Here is a 19236-nt window from a genome sequence, read left to right as displayed (position 1 = left end):
CTGACGTCATGGACGCCATCACCACTCCCCCTCGCCCGGTCAACGAGCCGGTGCACACCTACGCCCCCGGATCGCCCGAGCGCACCCGGATCGTCAACGAACTCACCCGCCAGTCCAGCGCCGGCCGGCGCGAGCTGCCGCACATCATCGGCGGTCGACTGCATCTCGGGCACGGCGATCAGATCGACGTCGTGCAGCCGCATGCGCACCACGAGGTGCTCGGATTCCTCACCAACGCCACGCACGACGACGCCCGTGCGGCCGTCGACGCCGCGATGGACGCAAAGGACGACTGGGCGCACACCAGCTTCGACGACCGGGCCGCGGTGATCCTGCGCGCGGCCGAACTGCTGTCGGGGCCGTGGCGTGAACGGATCGCCGCCGCGACGATGCTCGGCCAGTCGAAGTCGGTGCAGCAGGCCGAGATCGACGCGCCCTGCGAGCTCGCCGACTTCTGGCGGTTCAACGCTGCTTTCGCGCGCGAGATACTCGCCGAACAACCGGTGTCGTCACCGGGTGTCTGGAATCGGCTCGATCAGCGTCCGCTCGACGGATTCGTCTACGCGGTCACCCCGTTCAACTTCACCGCCATCGCCGCGAATCTGCCGACGGCGCCGATGCTGATGGGCAACACCGTGATCTGGAAGCCCTCTCCCACACAGGCGTATTCGGCGCAGTACACGATGGCACTCCTCGAAGCCGCCGGACTGCCTCCCGGAGTCATCAACCTCGTCCACGGCGACGGACGTGCCGTGTCGGATGTGGTTCTCGCCGACGAGAACCTGGCCGGAATCCACTTCACCGGATCGACCACGACCTTCCAGTACCTGTGGCGAGCGGTCGGCAACAACATCGACAAGTACCGCAATTACCCGCGCCTGGTCGGCGAGACGGGCGGCAAGGACTTCATCGTCGCCCATTCCTCCGCCGAACCGCACGCTCTCCGAACGGCATTGATCCGCGGCGCGTTCGAGTACCAGGGGCAGAAGTGCTCGGCCGCCTCACGCGCCTACATCGCCCGGTCGGTGTGGGACAAGATGGGTAACGACTTCCTCGGCGAGACAGCCGAAATCACCTACGGCGACGTCCGCGACCTGTCGAACTTCGGTGGCGCCCTGATCGATCAGCGTGCCTTCGACAAGAACATCGCGGCGCTGCGGCGCGCCAAGTCCTCGCCGCAGGTCACCGTCGCCGTCGGCGGGCAGGTCGACGACACGGTCGGGTACTTCGTGCGCCCCACCGTGTTGCTGTCCGACGACCCGCGGGACGAGTCGTTCTCCACGGAGTACTTCGGCCCGATCCTGGCGGTGTACGTCTACGACGACGCCGACTACGAGACCGTGCTCGACCTGGTCGACACGACGGCGAAGTACGCGCTGACCGGCGCGGTCATGGCGACCGACGTCGCGGCGGTCGCTCTCGCGTCGGACCGGCTCCGCAATGCGGCCGGAAACTTCTACATCAACGACAAGCCGACCGGTGCCGTCGTCGGCCAACAGCCGTTCGGTGGCGGTCGGGCGTCGGGCACGAACGACAAGGCGGGGTCGAAGCAGAACCTGTTGCGCTGGACGTCGAGCCGCACGATCAAGGAGACGTTCACGCCGCCGACCACGACCCGGTACCCGCACATGAGCACCGACTTCACGGGGGTCTCCAGTTGAGCACGCTCTTCGACACCCTCCTGCGCCCGACGATCACCGCCGCGGCGCGCAGCGAACGGATCAAACAGACCTCGCAGCGATGGTCGGTGACCGAGAAGGTCGTGCGCCGGTTCGTGCCCGGTGAAACGCTCGACGACGTCCTCGCCGCCATCCGACGTGAACTCGACGACGGGCTGGCGGTGACCATCGACTTCCTCGGCGAGGACACCGTCGACGAATCACAGGCCGACGCCACGGTCGCCGCCTATGTGTCTCTGCTGGAGGCGATGCCGGGCCTGGGTCCGGTACGTCCGGGTGCGCTTGAGGTGTCGGTGAAACTCACTGCGCTGGGTCAACGGCTGCCCGAACACGGCGCCAAGATCGCCGAGGAGAACGCCCGGACCATCGCCGCGGCAGCGCACCACGCCGGGGCACTGATCACCATCGACGCCGAGGATCACGCGACCGTCGACGAGCGTCTGGCCATCGTGCGGTCACTGCGACAGGATTTCCCCGAGGTCGGGACCGTGCTGCAGGCGTATCTGCGTCGTACCGAGGCCGACTGCGCCGAGTTCGCGGCAACGGGCGCACGAATCCGGTTGTGCAAGGGCGCCTATGCCGAACCGCCGGCGGTCGCCTACCCCGACCGTCGCCAGGTCGACGAGGCCTACCTCCGCTGCCTGCGAATCCTGATGAAGGGCAACGGCTATCCGATGGTCGCCAGCCACGACCCGACGATGATCGAGGAGGCCTCGATCATCGCGGCGGAGTTCGACCGCGCCCCCGGCACGTGGGAGCACCAGATGCTGTACGGCATCCGGGTTGACGAGCAGCGACGGCTCGTCGAGTCGGGCGCCCGAGTGCGCGTGTACATCCCGTACGGCACCGAGTGGTACGGCTACTTCGTCCGTCGCCTCGCGGAGAGACCGGCGAATCTCGGCTTCTTCTTGCGGGCGCTGGCCGGGTAGAGCGCCGAACTCCCGCGTCAGGGGTGACGATCTCGCAGGGATCTTCGAAGCCCATCAGTAACCGGTGAACGAGTCGGTGTGGATACGCCACGGACGCAACCTGGTCGACGGATCGAGATGCCGGATCGTCGACGAGGTGCGTTCGACGAATCCCGGTGTGCCCGACACGTAGTAGTGCGCACCCGCGATGTCCGGACCGACGAGCTCCGCCAGACGGTCGGGATCGTCGACGCCGTCGGCGAGTTCCGGCGCGATGACCGTGACCACCCGTGCCGAGGCCCCTCTGGCAGAGTCCAACTCGTCGTCGTAGACGGTCCGTTCCGACGAGCGCAAGACATGGACCACGGTCAGTCCCGACAGGTCGGCGCCGTCGAGCGACCGCACCATCGACACGAACGGCGTGATCCCGATACCCGACGCGAGGAGCACGACCCTGCCCTTGGCCGGAAACACCCGCGGGAGGACGAAGTCGCCACCGATCTCGTCGACCCACGCGCGCCGGGCACGGCCGTCGATGAGGGCGGCCTTGAACGACGACGGCACCCCCGCGACCGTGAAACCGAACTCGACCGGCGCCTCCCTCGGCGCGGACACGAACGAGAACACCCGGCGCGAACCGGTCCACACCGGCGCCGACCACCGCGGCACACTCACACTCGACCACTGCCCCGCCCGGAACGACGGTGCGCCACCGGCGGGTTCACCGCGCAACACGTAGGTGCGGTCGGCCAGTGACGCGGTCTCGACGTCGAGGCGCACCCGGCGCGCGGTGCGCGTCGCCAGGCGTACTGCGAAGGCGTACAGGCTGCCGACGAGCAGAGCGATCTCCGGCACGAAAGCCAGTGTGTACGAGTCGGTCACCTCGACCGTGTACTGGCAGTGCATCAGCACCCCGACCAGGGCCGCGTAGATCAGCCGATGCGGCTGTCGCGCCGGAGATGTCAGCGGTTCGGGCAGCATGACGGCCGCGACGAAGAGCATCGGCGACGACACGACCCACGTCGACAGATCCTGGCCGCCGCGAACCAGTTCGACCACGCCGATCGTCACCAGCGACGCGACGAGGAACACGGCCACGAGGAGCCACTCGCGGACCAGGGTGACCACGGCCGCGCCGATGACGATCATCGGGATCAGCAGCGGCTCGGCCGCCACCCACCAGAACGGGTAGCTCAGTCCGTCGACACCGGCGTAGGCCAGCGCATAACAGCCGACGGCGCCGGCGACCGCCGGGTTCAGGATCAGCCGTCGACGCCATGCCAGAACGTATTTCGACGCCGCGGCGATCACCGCCGCCGTTGCGACGGTCGCGACCGCGGTGTCTACCGAACCGCCGGGCACCACGAAGAACAGGATCAGTCCGGTGATGAGCCACGAATCGGAATTCGGCGGCACCCGGAACACGGCCGCTAACAGATAGGTGGCCAGGCCGCTCACCCCGACCGCCACCAGCAGCCACACCGCGAGTTCGTCTGGTCCGTAACCGAAGTCGGCGTCGACCGCAGACACCACGAAGGCCGCGACCGCGAGAAGGACCAGCCCGCACAACACCGCCCGGTACGGGGTCAGGTGTCGCCGCGTGGCATCGAACGGCGCGAGGATCCGCGGGAAGAACGCGGTGGGTCTGGTCGTCGAAACGCCGGTCGTCACAGGAACAACTCCAATCCGGGGATCGCGGTGTGTTCGACACTGCAGTTGCGCCGGACGGTCACGTGATGAAAACCCTCCGCGTGATGGTCGAAGTCGCCGCGCAGGAACGCGGCCGGGGTGAAGAACAGCGCGGTCGCCAGCCCGTCGGCCTCCATCGCCGACGGTGCGATCACCCACGTGGCCAGCACCTCCCTTGCAGGTGAGGCGGTGCGGGGGTCGACGATGTGATGCCAGTCCGCCCACACCCGACGATTGCTCGCCGACGCGCAGATCGCCCCGGCGTCGAGCGTGACCACGCCGATCGCCTTGGTCGGGTCCATCGGGTGCTCCAGCGCCACCCTCAGCCCGCGGGTGCGGGGTGAGACGACCATGTCGCCACCGGCGTCGACGACGAAGTCATCGGTGGCCCGCCCAACGATCTCCGCCACCCGGTCGGCCGCGAAACCCTTTCCCGCCGCACCGACATCGAGCAGCGCGGGTTGGCGCAGTTCCAGCGCGCCGTCATGCCCGGCGATCACCTCGTCCCAACCCGGGATCCCGGCCACCCGGGCGGCGGGCCGCAGGGTGTAGTCCGCGTCGTAACCGGCGTCGGCAAGGGTCTGTCCGACCAGCGGTGTGACCGCACCGCGGGTCAGCCGATAGAGCCTGCGGTACCAGTCGACGAGCGGCTGATCCGACTCCGCGATCGGGTGGCGTCCGGCCGTCCGCGCCATCTCGGCGACCGCCGAGTCGTCGCGGAATCTCGACCACGCCAGGTCGATTCGGTCGATCTCGGCGCGCACCGCGTCGACGACGTCGTCGGGCAGTGGCGCCGGTGTCGTGACCGTCCACCGGGTACCGATGGCGTCGAACACCCAGTCATGGATGGCTGCAGGAGAATTCATGCCGGGGGTGGTCACGCCGGTCGAACTCAGTTGATGGCTTCCTGTTTGATCTTCTCGATCGCCTCGTTGAAGCCACCCGAGGTCAGCGACGAGCCGGAGACCTTGTCGACATCGATGTCGTTGATGTTCTTGCCCACGACGACATCCGAGATCCCGCCGGCGAACTTGCCCTGGTACTCCACCGACGGGCCCTTGGTCTGGCTCGTGTCGACCGACACCGCGGTGATGACGTCGTTCGACAGGGTGACGGTGACGCCGACCTTCTGCGGTCCGCCGGGTGAGATGTACCCGCCTTCCGCGGTGTACTCGCCGTCTTTGTACTCCTCGCCCGTGGCGCCGTCGGTGACTGTCGCGGTGGAGGTGTCCGCAGCGGTGGTGCTGCCGGAGCCGGAGTCGTCGGAGGAACAGGCCCCGGCGGCGAGACCGACGGCCGCCATCGCCGCGAGGACGCCGCCGGTACGCAGCAGAACCGACGAACGGCTCGAACCGGACAGCTCAGATTCGGACGGGGCAGGGTTCGAAGTGGAGGTCATCGGCCCATTGTCCCTGATCGCCCGGCGCGCCGCCCCGCTGGCTCGCCGAATCGCCGCCGGTCAGCGACCGGCCGCAGCGACACGCGCCTGGATGGCGTCGACGAACACGGTCCGGATGTCGGCGGCGTTCTCGGCGACATAGGTGGTGCCGCCGGTGGCCTCGGCGATCTGCTTGAGCGCGTCGGAGTCGGCGTCGTCGGAGATGCCGATGGTCAGTACCAGCACCGGCCGTGCCGGGTCTTCGAGTCGCTTCAGCTCGGCCAGCAGTTCGTCCAGGCTGATGCTGTTCGGATCCTCGTTCTGGCCGTCGGTCATGATGATGACGCTGTTGGAGTAGTTCGGGTCGTAGGTGTCCTGGACCTTCTTGAACGCCGCGAGCGTGGTGTCGTAGAGGCCCGTACCGCCACCCAGGTCGGACAGGCCTTCCTCCACCGCCCGGCTGAGCGCATCACGGTGCGTCCCACTGCCCGAACGCGCGTCGAGCCGCCGGATGGGCGCCATCTCCAGCCAGTCCTGACCGTCGCCGCCCTTGTCGACGCCGAATGCCCAGCCACCGATCATCGTGTTGTTGGGGAACAGCTTCAGGCCCGTCTGGGAGGCGTCGATGAGCAGACCCGCGCGGGTGGTGCCACCGGCAGGTGTCTCCATGGACCCCGAGGTGTCCTGGACGACGAGGCTGCGGATCGGCACGCCGAGGACCTGCCACTGACGCAGCGCCTTGTCGACCGACGACGGGTCGCGCAGCTGCAGCTCCTTGACCGGCTCGCCGACCCCGTTGCCGTCGGCGTCGCGGTAGCCCGCGTCGGTCAGCGCCTTGCGACCGGAATCGGTGCCCAGCGCCGCGACGAGCGCGGCCCCCGCCTCGTCGGCCACCTGCTGGCGAGCCGCAGATGCGGTGTTCACCAGGGGGTAGTCGAGCATGACGGTGCCCGAGGCGGGGATGGTCGACGTCAGCTTCGACCCCTGATGGGTGCGCATGAAGAGCTCGTACTGCTGCTCGGTCGTCACGACCGGCACACCCGAGGTGTTCGCCAGGTTGAGTCGGGTGCCCTCGTTGTCGTTGGTCAGACGCGCGTTGTTCTGCTGGATCGCCAAGATCGTCATGGCCTCGGTGAACTTCTCTTCCGGAAGCTCGCCGGCGTCGACGGCCGCGAGCGCACCGATGATCGGGGCATCGCCGGTGCTGGTGTCGACGGGGCTACCGGTCCTGAGGTCGGGGAGCTTCATGACCTCGACCCACGTGCCCAGTTCGGGGACGTTCTCCCCGGCGACGACGGTCGGGGTCGAGGCGATGGAGGGTGCCACCAGATCGAGGTCGCGGCGGACCTGCGTCGTCACGCGGCGTGCCTGCACCTGAGAGTCGGCGACCCAGAGGTCGGGCGCCGCGGCGCCCTGCGTCAACAGGCCGGGCACGTCGGCGCCGGCGGCGGTCTGGACGTCGTAGTCGTAGCAGGAGTCCGCGGATGCCTGTCGTGCCACCTCGCGGAGGGGGCCGGTCATCGCGGCGTCGGAGGCGACGGCGACCCGGGTGCGATCACCGCAACCCCCGGAGCCGGCCTGCCAGATGATCACCCCGGTGACGAGGGCGACGACCGCGACCAGGGCGACGATCGCCCACAGCCAGCCGCCGCGGCGACCGCTGCCGGCCTCGCGGTGCTCGAAGCCGAAGTCGTCATCGGACCGGCTCGCGCCGCTCGCGGGTCCCCCGCTGCTCGCGGCAGCCCGGGTCCATTCGTTCCCGCCGCGATCGGCATCTGAGCTGTGACGCCCCATAGTTACTCTCGTTCCCCTCGTATGGCGGTGTCCTCACACCGCCTGACGCATCGCCGTCATCCGCCCCCGCGTGACGTCACGCACGGGTCAGCCGAAGATCTCTCGGAATTGCTGCAGCGACTTCCGCAGATCTCCCGACACCGCCAGGGCCGCGGTCTTACCCACGGGCCCGATCAGCGGCAACCCACCCAGATCAACAGTGAAGGTTACTTCCGATCCGATCGAAGTGGGAAGGATGCCCAGATCGAGCTTGGCCTTCACGCCGCCTTTGCCGCTCCCCTTGAGGCGTACGTGCGACACCGGGTCGAACTTCTCGACGACCCAGTCGAAGCGGACCCGGGTGCCCTTCACGACGACGATCGAGGCGATCTGCGTGCCCTTGGCCAGGTCCTCGTAGGCCGGGAGCGGGCTGCGCCAGGAGTCGTGGATCAGCAACCATTCGTCGTACCGGGACAGGTCCGAGGCGGCCGCCCAGGTATCTTCCGGAGACAGTTCAACCTCGATGGAGTCACTCGTCTTCGCCATGGTCCCAGAGCCTAGTGTCCGCACCTCCGACTTTCCCGCGCCGGTGGCCGATCAGGCCCGGGCGCTGCTCGGCGCGCACCTGACGGGTCACGGCGTGACGATCCTGGTCACCGAGGTGGAGGCCTACGCCGGACCCGACGATCCGGCGTCGCACGCGTACACGCGAACGGCCCGATCGGAGATCATGTACGGCCCGCCGGGCCGCCTGTACGTCTACCGCATCCACGGCCATCACTGCGCGAACATCGTGGTGCGGGGGCCGGGACCTGCGGCGGCGGTCCTGCTGAGGGCCGGCGAGGTGGTCGACGGGGTCGAGCTGGCACGTGACCGACGCGGTGCCGCGCGCTCCAGGCCGGTGTCCGACGACCGGCTCGCCAGCGGCCCCGGGAACCTCTGCCGCGCGCTCGGGATCACGATGGCCGATCTCGGCACCGTTCTCGCCGATCCGCACACCCCTGTGACTCTCGACACATCTCCGGGCGGGCCGCTCCCCGACCTGCCGGTGGCCGCCGGACCGCGCGTCGGCGTACGACGCGCGGCCGACGTTTCGTGGCGATTCTTCTTCGACGGTCACCCGACCGTGTCGGGGTACCGCCGTCACCCGCGCGCCGGCGGCTGACCGGCTACTGCTGAGGAGCGTCCGGCTTGTTCTCGGGCGCCTTGTTGTTCTCGGGCGTCTTGTTGTTCTGGGCGGCCGTGTTCTGGGCTCCGACGGCCTTGCGGACCGCGTCCTGCGCCTTGTCGACCTGCCCGGCGTACTTGTTGCCGGTGGCCTTGTCGATGGCGTCGCCGCCCTTCTCGATCAGATTCGGGTTCTTGCGCAGCGTGTCGCGCGCCTTGTTGACGAGTCCCTTGAGATCCATGACGTCTCCTGTGTCCGAGCCGGATGTCTTCCGGCCGCCCGTGGCAGAGTTTAGTCGCCTACACGGCGTCTTTACGCGGCTGCCACCTCGACGTCCGCGGAGTGCCCTTCAGAACTGCTGTGGTTCGCGATCCACCGCGGCACGATCCGCGAAACCGCTTCCACGAGCACGATTCCGACGGCCGCCGAGGTGAGCGCGACCGAGTTCATCGTCCAGTTCGACGAGTCGAGGTGGAAGAGGTCCTGGGTGAACGGCCACCCAAAGATCAGCATGTAGGCACCCGCTGAGACGACGAGCAGGAGAACCTTCCACCAGTTGTAGGGCCGGGCGACCACCGCGAGCACGTAGACCGCGATCGCGATGAGCGTCATCAGCGACGCGGTGGCCGCCTGGGTCTGCGCCGGCGACAGGTCGACGGCGTCGCCCCCGACCTCGACACCCGGCCCGCCCGGGTTGACGATCACATAGGTGACGAAGGTGCACAGGCCGACGATGATGCCGTTGGGGACCGCGGTGAGCAGGACGCGACGCACGAAGCCTCGGCGGGCTCGCTCGTTGTTGGGTGCCAGCGACAGCACGAAGGCGGGGATGCCGATCGTGAACCACGCCGAGATCGTCACGTGGATCGGCTGGAACGGGTAGCTCAGCGGGTCCGAGCCGAACAGCTTGCCCAGCACGCCGCCGACGCCGACGAACAGCGCCAGCAGCACCGCGTAGACCGTCTTGGTGAGAAACAGGTTGGAGACGCGTTCGATGTTGCCGATCACGCGACGACCCTCGCCCACCACATACGGGAGGGTCGCGAACTTGTTGTCCAGCAACACGATCTGCGCCACCGACCGGGCGGCCGAACTGCCCGATCCCATCGCGACACCGATGTCGGCGTCCTTGAGGGCGAGCACGTCGTTGACGCCGTCGCCGGTCATCGCGACGGTGTTGTCCCGCGACTGCAACGCCTTGACCATGGCGCGTTTCTGATCGGGACGGACACGACCGAAGGTCACGCCGTGTTCGACCACGTCGGCCAGTTCGTCGGTCTCCTCTGGCAGTCTGCGCGCGTCGACGGAGGTGTCGGCCGAGCCGAGGCCGAGCGACTCGGCGACCGCACCGACCGAGCGAGCGTTGTCGCCGGAGATCACCTTGACGGCGACGTTCTGCTGTTCGAAGTAGTCGATGGTGCCGCGGGCGTCGGGCCGGATCCGCTGTTCGAGCACGACGAGCCCGACCGGGGTCACGGTGCCCGGGGCGACCGCGCCGGCGGCCGGTTCGGTGTCGACGGGGACGTCGGTGCGCGCGAGCAGCAGCACGCGCAGTCCGGCCGCGCCGATGTCGGAGGCCAGTTGAGCGGTCTCCCCGGCCGGGTCGAGCAGCACGTCGGGTGCGCCGATCAACCAGTTGCCTACGTCGGTGCCGGACGCGTCGTCGAACGACATCCCGCTCCACTTGGTGGCCGAGGTGAACGGCTTGATCGCGGACACGGTCCACGACGGCGGGGTCGGATACGCCTCGGCGACGGCGATCATGCTGGCGTTGGGACGCGGATCGTGGGCGGCGAGTGCCGCGAGCACCTCTCCGGCCAGGTCTGGCGGATCGTCGCCGACGACGCGCAGTTCGGACAGGCGCATCCCGTTCTCGGTGAGGGTGCCGGTCTTGTCGGCGCACACGACGTTGACGCGGGCCAGGCCCTCGATCGCGGGGAGTTCGTTCACGAGGCACTGCCGCTGCCCGAGGCGAACGACGCCGACCGCGAAGGCGATCGAGGTCATCAGCACCAGACCTTCGGGCACCATGGGCACGAGCGCGGCGACCATGCCCAGCAGCGCCTGCTTGAGACTGTTGTCGCTGATGAACAGCTGGTTGACGATCGTCAGGATGCCGGCGGGGATCAACAGCCAGGTGATGACCCGCAGGATCTGGTCGATTCCCGAGCGGAGTTCGGAGGAGACCAGGGTGAACTTCGACGCCTCGGCCGCGAGCTGCGCGGCGTACGCGTCGGCCCCGACCTTGGTCGCCCGGTAGGCGCCGCCGCCGGCGACCACGAAGCTGCCGGACATGACCTGCGCGCCCGGGTCCTTGTCGATCGGATCGGCCTCACCGGTCAGCAGCGACTCGTCGACGTCCAGTGCGGTGGCCTCGATGACCTCGCCGTCGACGACGATCTGGTCGCCGGCACCGATCTCGATGATGTCGTCGAGCACGACCTCGTCGGGCGCGACCTCCACGACCTCACCGTCGCGTCGGACCCGCGGCCGGGTCTGACCGACGATGGCGAGCTTGTCGAGGGTGCGCTTGGCGCGGACCTCCTGGACGATGCCGATCGTCGAGTTGGCGATGATCAGCAGACCGAACAGGCCGTTGATGAGCGAACCGGTGAACGCGACGATGGCGAACAGAACACCGAGGATCGCGTTGATGCGCGTGAAGACGTTGGCGCGCACGATGTCCGCGACGCTGCGGCCCGAGCGGTCGGGCATGGAGTTGACCTTGCCCTCGGCGACCCGCTGGGCCACCTCTGCCGCGGTAAGACCGGGCTCGATCGTCTCCGTCGTGGTGCTCACGCCGAAACCTCCCACCAACTCGAATGCGCCACACCGGTTCCGGTGCGGTGTTCGAGGTCGATCGAACCACCGGGCTGCGGGACGAGCACAGTCGGGTCGCCGTGGTGTGCGGCGGCTTGCAGCCGCGCGATCGGCTCACCCCATGGGTGACGGGCGAGATTGAAGGTGCCCCAGTGGATCGGGACCAGAACCGAATCGGCCCCGGAAGCCGGCGAGACCATCCGATGCACCGACAGCGCCTCCTCCGGGTTGACGTGGATGTCGGGCCACATCACGTCGTAGGCGCCGACGGCGATGAGCGTCAGGTCGAAGGGGCCGAGCCGGGCGCCGACGTCGGAGAATCGCTCGGTGTGGCCGGTGTCGCCGGAGAAGAAGACGCGGTGGGTGTGGCCGGCGATCGCCCAGCTCCCCCACTGGGTGAGGTTGCGTGCCAGCCACCGTCCGGAGAAGTGGCGTGCCGGTCCGCAGGTGAACCGCAGCTCTCCGCCGCGTGTGGCGACGACGACCTCGTCCCACCAATCCGCCTGCCGGATGCGGTCTTCGGCGATCCCCCAGGACATCAGATGTGCGGCGACGCCGAGGGTCGTGACGAACACGGCGTCCGGCTGTGTCGCCGCGATGGTGGTGACCGTGTCCATGTCGAGATGGTCGTAGTGGTCGTGGCTGATGACCACGACGTCGATCGGGGGCAGCTCGCGCGCGGCCAGCGGGGCGGCGTGCATGCGTCCCGGACCGACGAGTTGGCTCGGCGAACACCGGCGGCTCAGGACGGGGTCGGTGATGATGCGCGCGCCGTCGATGTCGACGATCGCGGTGGCATGTCCCAGCCAGGTGACCGCGAGGGGCGACGGGGCGTCGAAGGTCGGGACGGTGACCATCACCGGACGTCGGGGCCGGCCCGGGCGGCGCGCCATGTCGGCGAGCACCTGGCGGTCCGGGGCGACGGAACCCTCCGGCGGCTCGGGGTTGTCGAAGACCCCGTCTCGCAGGTGGGGGGACGTGCGCACGTGCGGCACGATCTCCTCGCGGGTGGCGCCGAGTGCGCGAGCCGGGCCGAGACCACCGGCGGCGAGCCGTTCGGCCACCGCGTCGGCCATCATCGCCCCAGCCGATGTCACCCGCCCCAGCACCCGCGAGGTCGCGTCGGGGCCGCTTCTTTCGGGATCCGTGGTCACATCCACACAGTAATCCGATCGGGTGAGGTTCGACGCGAAGCGCAACGGCGTCGGACCAGAAGGCTCTCACGGCGACCATCGAGATGTGAGCATCAACAAACATCGGCACGTTTCGGGCGGTCAACCGTGCAAACGCGGACAACGGCACTGATAGGCTGCGGCGAACATTGTCCATTGCACATGCGCAAGCGCATGTTGGCCAAGGGGTTGACCGTCTTGCCACGGATGTCCGTCGAACAGCGTCGAAGCGCGCTCATCGAGTCGGCGTACCGAGTGATCGCCGATCACGGAGTCGAGGGTGCCACCACCCGCCGGATCTGCGCTCACGCCGGAATGCCCCTCGCGAGTTTCCATTACGCATTCGAGAGCCGCACGGCGCTGTTGTGCGCGGTGATGGATCATGCGGTGCCCGTCGACATCGAGCGCATGCTGCATTCGGTCATGCCTGCCGCCGACTTCGGCCCGGAGCCAGACATCGACGCGCTCAAACAGAACATGGTGCGGCAGTTCCATGCCTTCGTCGACCTGCTCAAGGCCGATCCCGGCCGGATGCAGGCGACCATCGCGCTCGGCATCTACGCGCACAACCATCCGGAACTGCAGCAAGTCGGCAAGGTCATGTACGAGCAGCTCTATCGGGTTGCGGCGTCCGGCATGCGGGAGATAGCCGAACTCGCGGGTCTGACCTGGACCCGGCCGACGGAGGAACTCGGCCCGCTCATCATCGCCGCGACCAACTCGATCACCCTGATCTACCTGAGCACCGGCGACGACAAGGTGGTCGACTCCCTCATCGCGGCAGTCGCAGAGCAGCTCGCCACCTATGTCACGTTCGAGTGACCCTCGTTCCCACGCCTCGTCCGGAACATCCCCCGTCGACGGTCTGTGGGTGACCGACCCCGACCGGTACTGGGCGTCGATCGACGACGCGGTCACCGACGCAGGGCTCGATGCCCCGGTCCTCGCACTCGACCGCGCGGCGCTCGAACACAATGCCGCAGATCTGTTGCGCCGCTCCGCCGGTGTCCCCATCCGGGTCGCCAGCAAATCCCTCCGGGTGCGTTCGGTGATCACCGATCTCGCCACCCGTCGCGGCTTCCACGGCGTACTCGCCTACGACCTCGCCGAGGCGCACTGGCTGGCGACGACGACGGAGATCACCGACATCCTGATCGGTTATCCGAGCGTCCGACGGGAAGCACTGGCAGGCTTCGTGTCCGACGAGGTGGCGGCGAGCCGGGTGAGCCTGCTCGTCGACTCGGTCGAGCAGCTCGACATCATCGACGCCGTCGCCCCACCCGCATCACGACGACCGATTCGGGTCGCCATCGACCTCGACGCGTCGTACCGGCTCCTCGGCGGCCGCGTACACGTCGGGGTCCGGCGTTCCCCGGTGCATTCCCGGCGCGACGTCCTCGATCTCGCCCGGACCATCGTCGCGCGGAACGGTTTCGACCTGGTCGGCGTGATGTCGTACGAGGCGCAGGTCGCCGGTGTCGCCGACGCGGTTCCGGGGAAGGCAGTCGTCAACCGGGCGATCGGGATGATGCAGCGCCGGTCGATGGCCGAACTGCGCCGCCGGCGCGGGAAGATCATCGGCGAGCTGCGGCAGATCGCCGACCTGGAGTTCGTCAACGGCGGCGGCACCGGCTCGCTCGAGGAGACCGCCCGCGACCGGTCGATCACCGACATCGCCGCGGGCAGCGGACTTTTCGGTGGCCATCTCTTCGACGGTTATGCACGGTTCCGACCGGCCCCTGCGCTGTCGTTCGGACTCGACGTCGTCCGGCGTCCGGCCCGCGACATCGTCACCTGCGCCGGCGGCGGCTGGATCGCCTCCGGACCGCCAGCACCCGATCGCCTCCCGAAACCGGTGTGGCCGAGCGGACTCGAGTTCGTCGGCACCGAGGCCGCCGGCGAGGTGCAGACCCCGCTCCGCGGGAAGGCTGCGCCGGGCATCGCGATCGGCGATCGAGTATGGTTCCGGCACACCAAGTCCGGCGAGGTCTGCGAACGCGCCCGGCACGTCGCGATCATCGACCGCGACGACGCTGGTCACGCGGTGGTCAGTGAGGTCGTGCCGACCTACCGAGGCGAGGGGAAATGCTTTCTGTGAGCGGTACGTCGACTGCCGCCGGGCACGGCTGGCGCAACTGGGGTGGTACCGCGTCGTGCACACCGAGACGAGTGGTGCATCCGACGAGTGTGGGCGCGATCGCCGACATCGTGCGGGAGACCGCCGAGCGGGGCGGCACGGTCAAGACCGTCGGTGCCGGACACAGCTTCTCCCCCATCGCCGTCGCCGACGACGTCCAGCTCGAACTGTCCGGCCTGCGCGGTCTGGCCGGCGCCGACGGCCACCGGGTGACGCTGCACGCGGGCACCCACCTGCACGAGATCCCCGCGCTACTGGCACCGAGGGGTCTGGCGATGGCCAACCTCGGTGACGTCGACCGGCAGACCATCGCGGGCGCGACCTCCACCGGAACCCACGGCACCGGACTGGCATTCGGCGGCATCAGTACGCAGATCGCCGGCGTCACCCTCGTGAACGGCAAGGGCGAGATCGTCACCATCGGTCCCGCCGACCCCGAACTACCCGCTGCCGCACTGGGTCTCGGCGCACTCGGGGTGCTCGTCGAGATCACGCTCGACTGCGTCGACAACTTCCGGTTGCATGCCGTCGAAGGGCCGGCCTCCGCCGACGATGCGATCGCCGGCTTCCTCGACCACGTCGCCGAGTCCGACCATCACGAGTTCTACATGTTCCCGCACACCAATTGCGCACTCGTGAAGACCAATACGCGGCTCGGGACGGATGCACCGATCACCGGACCGTCGCGATTCCGCCGCTACGTCGACGACGAACTGTTGAGCAACAAGGTGTTCCGGCTGCTGTGCGAGGTCGGTGTCCGCGCACCCCGGCTCGTTCCCGCCATCAACGCGGTGGCCGGCCGCAGCCTGTCGTCCCGCGAGCTGACCGACACGTCGACCAAGATCTTCGTCTCCGACCGCGACGTACGCTTCCGCGAGATGGAGTACGCGATCCCCCTCGAGGACGTCCCGGCGGCGTTGCGCGAGCTCCGCGCCCTGCTGGACCGCCGCGAGTACCGCGTCAGCTTCCCCATCGAGGTGCGCGCCGCCGCGGCCGACGACCTGATGCTCTCCACCGCCACCGGACGCCGCAGCGGCTACATCGCCGTCCACCGCTACCACCGCGACGACCCGGCCGACTCCGCCGCGTACTTCGCCGACGTCGAATCGATCCTCACCGGCTTCGGCGGACGCCCCCACTGGGGCAAGATGCACACCCGCGACGCCGACTACCTGCGCAGCGTCTACCCGCGCTTCGACGAGTTCCGTGCGGTGCGCGATCGGTTCGATCCGTCTCGAGTGTTCGCGAACGACTACCTGCGGCGGGTGCTGGGGGACTGAGCTCAGCGCCGATGGATCGGCCCGCTTCCTTCGTGCAGTGGGCTCGCCTGTGCGCCATGACGTTCGGCGATGATCTGTGCTGCGATCGCCACCGCCACCTCCGCCGGTGTGTGCCCGCCGAGGTCGAGCCCGAGGGGCGACCGCAAGCGCGCGAGCTGTGCCTCGTCGACGCCCTCCTCGCGAAGACGACGGTTGCGGTCGTCAGCGGTCCGGCGAGATCCGAGGGCACCGATGAAACCGAGGGTCGGCGCCTGCAGGGCGGTGCGGAGAGTCGGCACGTCGAACTTGGTGTCGTGGGTCATCACGCACAGTGCCGTGGTCGAGCGGACCTCCCGGTCCCGGATCTGGTCGGCGAGATAGCGATCGGGCCAGCCGACGATCACCTCGTCGGCGTCGGGGAATCGTTCCGGGGTCGCGAACACCGGTCGGGCGTCGACAACGGTGACACGCATTCCGAGCGTCGACCCCAGTGAACTGAGCGCGCGCACGAAGTCGTTGGCGCCCACCAGGATCAGACGTGCCGGCGGGGCGAAGGTCTGCACGAAGGTGCGTGGCCGGTCCTCGGTCGGCGCAGCGGGATCGGTGGCCTCGCAGTCGTCGAGGCCGATGACGCCGGTGCGGCCGGTGTCGAGCATGTCGGCGACGTCGTGGTCGAGGCGTCGCCACGGCGGCCGGGAGGCCTCGGTCGCGACATACCAGTCCGGGTGGGCGTTCAGCGTCGTGGCGACCGCGATCGGTTCATCGGCCGCGAGTGCGTCGGCGAGGCGTCGGAGCTGACCCAGCCGTTCGGGCGTCGGCTCGATGCGTTCGACGGCGACGTCGATCTGACCACCGCACGTCAGGCCGGGCGCGGGATCACGAGGGTCCTCGATGCCGAACTGCTCGACGACTGCGAGCCCGTCTTCGAGCACCTGCTGCGCGGTGTGGACCAGGGCCGACTCGACGCACCCACCGGAGACCGAGCCGATGACGGTGTCGTCGTGTGTGACGACCATCGACGCCCCGACCTCGCGTGGCGCCGACCCGGACGTCGCGATGACCCGACACAGCGCGACGGGGCGTGCATCCGGCCGGCCGAGGACGGCCAGCAGGTCGGGCAGGATATCGCGCATGCTCTCCAGTTGACCAGATGTTCCGGTGACCGGCCACCTCGCCACCACCGGCCGATCTCATCTCGACAAGCAGACGTCGATCGAAGTCGGCACGTCGAAGCGAGGTTCGCCGGTCGGGATCTCAGTGCCCGACGAACTTCGGCTGCCGCTTCTCGTTGCGTGCGGCACGCCCCTCGGCCATGTCGTCGCTCTGCCAGGCGCGGACCATCGCGGCGACCCGGTCCTCGGGTGCGGTGTCGCGGGCGCCGTCGCCGTTGAGCACCAGCTTGTAGTGCTGCAGGGTGAGCGGGGCGAGATCGGCGATGGTGGCCGCCCAGTGCTGGGCGTCGGCGAGATCGCCGATGCGGTTGGCGAATCCGAGAGTGTGGGCACGGTCGGCGTTCAACGGGTCGCAGCCGATGAGCATGCCGCGCGCCTGGCCGGCACCGACGAGCGACACGAGCCGGCGGATGGTCCACTCATCCACGGCGACACCGATTTTGGCGGCCGGGATGGCAGCGATCGCGTCGGGCGCCATCACGCGGAGGTCGGCGGCCATGGCCAGCTGGAGTCCACCGCCGATCGCGGAACCGTTGAGAGCCGCGATGACCGGCACCGGCGTCTGCTCGATGCGATGCAGCGTCGAGACCAGCTTGTCGAGGAAGCCGGGGTCGTAGACCGGCCCGGACAGATCGGCACCCGCACTGAACACCGGACCACGTCCGGTCACCACGATGGCCCGCGCACCGGCATCGACCGCGGCGCCGAAGGCGTCGGCCAGCCCGCTGAGCATCTCCTCGTTGAGGGCGTTGCGCTTGTCGACACGGTCGAGCTCGATGGTGACGACGGCGCCGTCGGTGGTGGAGTGAATCATGGGGGCCAAGCCTACCGATGACACTGTCGAGCCGACTCGTGACAGGGTGGTGACGTGCCGAACACCACGCCGAGCAGCGCCACGCCGATCGACGTCGAGGGCCACTCGGACGTCCTGATAATCGGCGGCGGGCAGGCAGCACTGTCGTCGGCCTACTTCCTGCACCGCTTCGGCCTCGGGGAGCGCTATCAGATGCTCGACCATGCGCCCGGCCCCGGCGGAGCCTGGCAGTTCCGCTGGCCGACGCTGACCCTCGCCACCGCCAATCGGGTCCACGACCTGCCTGGGTGGGGGCTCGTCGAGGCACTCGGACTCGACTGCGACCGGCTCCCCGCCGCCACCGCGGTCCCGGACTACTTCGGCCGATACGAGCAGAGGTTCGGCCTCAACGTCCATCGGCCGGTACACGTGCGGGCGGTTCGACGGGACGGTGAGGGTTTCCGTGTCGAGTTGGCCGACGGCCGTACCCTCACCACCAACGTCATCATCAACGCCACCGGCACATGGGACCGGCCGTTCATCCCGCACATCCCCGGCGCCGCGGATTTCCGTGGCCGCCAACTGCACACGCACGACTACAAGACCCCGGCGGAGTTCGCCGGCAAACGCGCCCTGGTGGTGGGTGCCGGCATCTCGGCGATCCAGTTGCTCATCGAGATCGCCCGCGAGGCGCCCGGCGTCGAGACGTTCTGGTGCTCTCGACGCGAGCCGGTCTTCAGTACCGAACCGTTTACGCCCGAACAGGGACGCGAAGCCGTGGCGCGGGTCGAACGCCGCGTCCGCGCGGGGCTGCCCCCGACCTCGGTGGTCTCGGTGACCGGACTCGCCCTGACACCCGCGATCGCGGCCGCCCAGCGCGACGGCATCCTGTCGTGGCGCCCGATGTTCACCCGCATCACCGAGACCGGCGTCTGCTGGGACTGCGGCCCGGAAGGCGGTGAACACCTCGATCTCGACGTCATCTTCTGGAACACCGGCTTCCGCAGCTCGCTCGATCATCTGACGCCGCTGCGGCTGCGCGCACCGGGTGGCGGCATCACCATGACCGGCCGTCTCGCGACGGTCGTCGAGGCCGATCCGCGGATTCAACTGATCGGATACGGGCCGTCGGCATCGACGATCGGGGCCAACCGGGCGGGCCGCGAGGCCGCGAGAGTGGCCGCTGACCTGCTCGGAGTCGCCGCTCACTGACCCGCCACCGCCGCGACGACGCTCACGTCGCCGTTATTGGGGATTGACAGATTGTTGTGTTTTCCTAACACTTGGT

The 19236-nt window shown here is 68.8% G+C and carries 17 protein-coding genes; 7 read left to right on the top strand and 10 right to left on the bottom strand.

What is annotated here, in order from left to right; genetic code table 11:
• Positions 1-8 precede the first annotated feature (8 nt).
• Both pruA and GKZ92_RS06220 read left to right on the top strand, forming a co-directional pair.
• Positions 9-1661: an L-glutamate gamma-semialdehyde dehydrogenase gene (gene pruA / locus GKZ92_RS06225; RefSeq protein ID WP_035754840.1), complete on the top strand. Its 1653-nt coding sequence runs from the start codon at positions 9-11 to the stop codon at positions 1659-1661.
• The gene (locus GKZ92_RS06220; RefSeq protein WP_155225098.1) at positions 1658-2608 is read left to right on the top strand and encodes a proline dehydrogenase family protein; all 951 of its coding nucleotides are present in this window, start codon (positions 1658-1660) and stop codon (positions 2606-2608) included. The genes pruA and GKZ92_RS06220 overlap by 4 nt, the downstream gene beginning before the upstream one ends.
• Positions 2609-2662: 54 nt before the next feature.
• On the opposite strand, the gene GKZ92_RS06215 is transcribed toward GKZ92_RS06220, so the two are convergent.
• The 5 genes from GKZ92_RS06215 to GKZ92_RS06195 form a co-directional block, all read right to left on the bottom strand.
• A complete protein-coding gene (locus tag GKZ92_RS06215) occupies positions 2663-4258 on the bottom strand; it encodes an oxidoreductase (protein ID WP_006359721.1) in 1596 nt (531 codons plus the stop codon).
• On the bottom strand, positions 4255-5142 hold the full coding sequence (locus GKZ92_RS06210; protein ID WP_155225096.1) for an FAD:protein FMN transferase: 888 nt from the start codon (positions 5140-5142) through the stop codon (positions 4255-4257). The genes GKZ92_RS06215 and GKZ92_RS06210 overlap by 4 nt, the downstream gene beginning before the upstream one ends.
• A gap of 26 nt (positions 5143-5168) precedes the next feature.
• Positions 5169-5675 carry an FMN-binding protein gene (locus GKZ92_RS06205; protein WP_006359719.1) on the bottom strand — a complete coding sequence of 169 codons (507 nt, stop codon included), beginning with the start codon at positions 5673-5675 and terminating at the stop codon, positions 5169-5171.
• 60 nt (positions 5676-5735) lie between these two features.
• The gene (locus GKZ92_RS06200; RefSeq protein ID WP_006359718.1) at positions 5736-7448 is read right to left on the bottom strand and encodes a substrate-binding domain-containing protein; all 1713 of its coding nucleotides are present in this window, start codon (positions 7446-7448) and stop codon (positions 5736-5738) included.
• 87 nt (positions 7449-7535) lie between these two features.
• Positions 7536-7973, bottom strand: a complete 438-nt coding sequence (locus GKZ92_RS06195; protein WP_006359717.1) for a type II toxin-antitoxin system Rv0910 family toxin — start codon at positions 7971-7973, stop codon at positions 7536-7538.
• Here GKZ92_RS06195 and GKZ92_RS06190 point away from each other — a divergent pair.
• Positions 7951-8592: a DNA-3-methyladenine glycosylase gene (locus GKZ92_RS06190; protein ID WP_006359716.1), complete on the top strand. Its 642-nt coding sequence runs from the start codon at positions 7951-7953 to the stop codon at positions 8590-8592. The two genes, GKZ92_RS06195 and GKZ92_RS06190, sit on opposite strands and share 23 nt — an antisense overlap.
• A gap of 4 nt (positions 8593-8596) precedes the next feature.
• Here GKZ92_RS06190 and GKZ92_RS06185 read toward each other — a convergent pair whose 3' ends face one another.
• The 3 genes from GKZ92_RS06185 to GKZ92_RS06175 form a co-directional block, all read right to left on the bottom strand.
• On the bottom strand, positions 8597-8836 hold the full coding sequence (locus tag GKZ92_RS06185) for an antitoxin (RefSeq protein ID WP_006359715.1): 240 nt from the start codon (positions 8834-8836) through the stop codon (positions 8597-8599).
• Between the two features lie 71 nt (positions 8837-8907).
• Entirely contained in the window at positions 8908-11394 is a 2487-nt protein-coding gene (locus GKZ92_RS06180) for an HAD-IC family P-type ATPase (protein WP_006359714.1), read from the bottom strand.
• On the bottom strand, positions 11391-12575 hold the full coding sequence (locus tag GKZ92_RS06175; protein ID WP_035754900.1) for an MBL fold metallo-hydrolase: 1185 nt from the start codon (positions 12573-12575) through the stop codon (positions 11391-11393). Before GKZ92_RS06175 ends, GKZ92_RS06180 begins: the two co-directional genes overlap by 4 nt.
• 174 nt (positions 12576-12749) lie before the next feature.
• On the opposite strand from GKZ92_RS06175, the gene GKZ92_RS06170 reads away from it, so the two are divergent.
• Genes GKZ92_RS06170 through GKZ92_RS06160 form a run of 3 tightly spaced genes read left to right on the top strand, consistent with a single transcriptional unit; the run spans position 12750 to position 16004 of the window.
• Positions 12750-13409, top strand: a complete 660-nt coding sequence (locus GKZ92_RS06170) for a TetR/AcrR family transcriptional regulator (protein WP_230461911.1) — start codon at positions 12750-12752, stop codon at positions 13407-13409.
• Positions 13410-13458: 49 nt separating this feature from the next.
• Positions 13459-14685: an alanine racemase gene (locus GKZ92_RS06165; RefSeq protein WP_006359711.1), complete on the top strand. Its 1227-nt coding sequence runs from the start codon at positions 13459-13461 to the stop codon at positions 14683-14685.
• Positions 14673-16004 carry a D-arabinono-1,4-lactone oxidase gene (locus tag GKZ92_RS06160; protein WP_042376604.1) on the top strand — a complete coding sequence of 444 codons (1332 nt, stop codon included), beginning with the start codon at positions 14673-14675 and terminating at the stop codon, positions 16002-16004. Before GKZ92_RS06165 ends, GKZ92_RS06160 begins: the two co-directional genes overlap by 13 nt.
• 2 nt (positions 16005-16006) lie before the next feature.
• Here the strand turns inward: GKZ92_RS06160 and GKZ92_RS06155 are convergent, their stop codons facing one another.
• On the bottom strand, positions 16007-17116 hold the full coding sequence (locus tag GKZ92_RS06155; RefSeq protein WP_042376602.1) for an XdhC family protein: 1110 nt from the start codon (positions 17114-17116) through the stop codon (positions 16007-16009).
• A 121-nt stretch (positions 17117-17237) separates the two neighbouring features.
• A complete protein-coding gene (locus GKZ92_RS06150) occupies positions 17238-17969 on the bottom strand; it encodes an enoyl-CoA hydratase (protein WP_006359708.1) in 732 nt (243 codons plus the stop codon).
• A gap of 54 nt (positions 17970-18023) precedes the next feature.
• Here GKZ92_RS06150 and GKZ92_RS06145 point away from each other — a divergent pair, with 54 nt between their 5' ends.
• Complete coding sequence (locus GKZ92_RS06145) at positions 18024-19160, top strand: NAD(P)-binding domain-containing protein (RefSeq protein WP_006359707.1); 1137 nt, start codon at positions 18024-18026, stop codon at positions 19158-19160.
• Positions 19161-19236: the final 76 nt, after the last annotated feature.

The organism is Gordonia sp. 135 (genome assembly GCF_009720185.1).
Taxonomy (GTDB): domain Bacteria; phylum Actinomycetota; class Actinomycetes; order Mycobacteriales; family Mycobacteriaceae; genus Gordonia; species Gordonia alkanivorans.
The sequence above is the reverse complement of the archived record's forward strand: the minus strand, read 5'-3'. Positions and strand labels throughout refer to the sequence as shown.

Excerpts from the sequence above, each read along its gene's own strand:
- GKZ92_RS06185 (WP_006359715.1), bottom strand. The coding sequence starts at position 8,836 with ATGGATCTCAAGGGACTCGTCAACAAGGCGCGCGACACGCTGCGCAAG.
- GKZ92_RS06160 (WP_042376604.1), top strand. The coding sequence starts at position 14,673 with ATGCTTTCTGTGAGCGGTACGTCGACTGCCGCCGGGCACGGCTGGCGC.
- GKZ92_RS06205 (WP_006359719.1), bottom strand. The coding sequence starts at position 5,675 with ATGACCTCCACTTCGAACCCTGCCCCGTCCGAATCTGAGCTGTCCGGT.
- GKZ92_RS06155 (WP_042376602.1), bottom strand. The coding sequence starts at position 17,116 with ATGCGCGATATCCTGCCCGACCTGCTGGCCGTCCTCGGCCGGCCGGAT.
- pruA (WP_035754840.1), top strand. The coding sequence starts at position 9 with ATGGACGCCATCACCACTCCCCCTCGCCCGGTCAACGAGCCGGTGCAC.
- GKZ92_RS06190 (WP_006359716.1), top strand. The coding sequence starts at position 7,951 with ATGGAGTCACTCGTCTTCGCCATGGTCCCAGAGCCTAGTGTCCGCACC.
- GKZ92_RS06195 (WP_006359717.1), bottom strand. The coding sequence starts at position 7,973 with ATGGCGAAGACGAGTGACTCCATCGAGGTTGAACTGTCTCCGGAAGAT.
- GKZ92_RS06210 (WP_155225096.1), bottom strand. The coding sequence starts at position 5,142 with ATGAATTCTCCTGCAGCCATCCATGACTGGGTGTTCGACGCCATCGGT.
- GKZ92_RS06200 (WP_006359718.1), bottom strand. The coding sequence starts at position 7,448 with ATGGGGCGTCACAGCTCAGATGCCGATCGCGGCGGGAACGAATGGACC.
- GKZ92_RS06150 (WP_006359708.1), bottom strand. The coding sequence starts at position 17,969 with ATGATTCACTCCACCACCGACGGCGCCGTCGTCACCATCGAGCTCGAC.
- GKZ92_RS06170 (WP_230461911.1), top strand. The coding sequence starts at position 12,750 with ATGCGCAAGCGCATGTTGGCCAAGGGGTTGACCGTCTTGCCACGGATG.